The following is a 2,007-nucleotide window of genomic DNA, read 5'->3' on the forward strand; positions in this document are numbered from 1 at the left end:
CGGATGTATATTCCCGATCAGTTTATGGGGCATACCTTTACCAATGAAGAAAAGACAGCCCTGATCAATGATCGTAATATGGGTAAGGTGATTGAATTACAGGATCTGTCAGGTAAGAAAGATAAATACTTTATAGGGGTTGATTCCAAAACCAATGAAATCATTCCTCTGAAACAGAAGAATATCAATCTTTCGGATAAAATAAAAGGAGTGGGCCTGAGTGAAGAACAAAAGCAGACTCTGATGAACGGAGGGAAGGTTAATCTGCAGGGCATGACAGGAAAAAACGATAAGAAATTCTCAGCCACTCTTCAGGTGGATCCTGCCGGTCGAACCATAGCATTTTCTGATTTTAAACAGGCAAAAAAACAACAGGTGAAAGAGGAAAATACCGAAACGGTAAAAAAGGGTAAAGGGATCAAAGTAGGTTGAACCATGTTCAGCTTTCAGCGGAAGAAAAGGAAGAGTTGCAGGTTGACTTTTCCTTTTTTTATCTCAAAAAATAAATGGAATTGTGACTGCTTAAAAACAAAGGCAAGATGTGTTTTTCAGTACCTGAAAAACCTTTGTCTTGCTCTCCGAGGGGTGGTGGATTTATTGGATAGAAATGAAATATTATGAGACCCAAAATAGATGATGATAAGAAGAGAACAGTGCAGTTAAAGGTGTATCTGACAATAGCTGAAAGACAAAAATTGCAGGAAATGTTCTCCAAAGAAAAGATTAGTTGTTTAAGTGACTTTATCAGAGAAAGGATTTTTCGAAAACGTCTGTCCAAACATATAGATGTAAGCGATGAGTTTTATACACTCTTCAGAATGCTGGATTATGATTTGGTTAAACTGGGTACCAACCTGAATCAGGTAGCTCATAAACTCAACGCTTATAACACCTATATGCTGAAAAGAGCGGATATGGAAGTGATATGTTCCTGTCTGGATATTTTAAAGGAATGTCATGCTGTGCTGTCAAAGCATTTGATATTGATGGATCTTAAATAATTAGACATGGTCATTGTGATGCATCAGTCGGTGAATACGGAAGCTGCTTTGTTGTATAATGAATTGAAAGTGGAGAAAGGGAAGGCGTCTTTCTTTCATCACAAGAATACTAATTCCATTGATCCGTTTTTAAGCCCGATAGAGTTTCGATTGGATACACTTCGGAAGATTGAAGCATCAAATAAAAGAACCAAACACAAGTGTTTTCATCTATCCTTTAATCCAGGACCGGAGGATATGAAAAGGATGAGTGTGAATGACCTGAAAAAGGAGATGGATCGATTTATGAAACAAATGGGATATGGAGAGCAGCCTTATTTTGTATATCATCACAAGGATATAGACAGGGAGCATTTTCATCTGGTGACAACAAGAATTGATGCGCATAGCTTTAAAAAGATTAAAGATAACAATGAAAAAAGGCGGGTGAATGCTTTTGTTAATAACCTGGAAGAATCCTATAATCTCAACCATACTTCTCATGTGAGTAAGAGTATGGTATCGCTGCCGGATGATAAAACTCCGCATTTATACGATGGTATCCAGAAGACTTTTATGCTTTTAAATGAATCGAATATTAGTGGTAAGCAACAGTATATTGATGTCCTGAAAGGTTTTAATATCGAGCTAAGGAATAGCACAAGAGGACAAAATGTTTTTGTGATTGATCAAAACAGGGAAACACATCGGCATCCGGTTCCTCTATCTGATTTAAAAGTGCAACCTGATTTTGCCGAAAACAGCGAATTAAAAGAATTAGAAGATGCAATTGTTCAAAGACATAAATCTGAAATAGAAAGTCTGTTAAAAGCTTTAAATAAAGAGTATCGATTTTATACGAAGTCAGAACTCAAATCAGCATTATTCAGGAATGATTGTGTGCTGTATCAGAATTCTGAAAACAATAACCTGATGGTTTTTTCAATGAAAGATAAGGCTGTAATTGATTCGCAATATCTGCTTAAAAAATATCGATCCAGATTGAAGGATTTTGTATTGACGTCTG

At 36.4% G+C, this 2,007-nt stretch carries 3 protein-coding genes; all 3 read left to right on the plus strand.

Translation table 11 applies throughout. The annotated features are described in order from the left end of the window. On the plus strand, positions 1 to 432 hold a 432-nt coding region (locus KEM10_RS23565), incomplete at its 5' end, for a DUF3945 domain-containing protein (RefSeq protein ID WP_212220775.1). Positions 433 to 617: 185 nt separating this feature from the next. Then, the gene (locus KEM10_RS23570) at positions 618 to 1,001 is read left to right on the plus strand and encodes a plasmid mobilization protein (RefSeq protein ID WP_212220778.1); all 384 of its coding nucleotides are present in this window, start codon (positions 618 to 620) and stop codon (positions 999 to 1,001) included. 6 nt (positions 1,002 to 1,007) lie between these two features. After that, positions 1,008 to 2,007, plus strand: a 1,000-nt coding sequence (locus tag KEM10_RS23575) for a relaxase/mobilization nuclease domain-containing protein (RefSeq protein WP_212220781.1), incomplete at its 3' end; no start/stop codon positions are given.

Source organism: Carboxylicivirga linearis (genome assembly GCF_018271995.1).
GTDB lineage: Bacteria > Bacteroidota > Bacteroidia > Bacteroidales > Marinilabiliaceae > Carboxylicivirga > Carboxylicivirga linearis.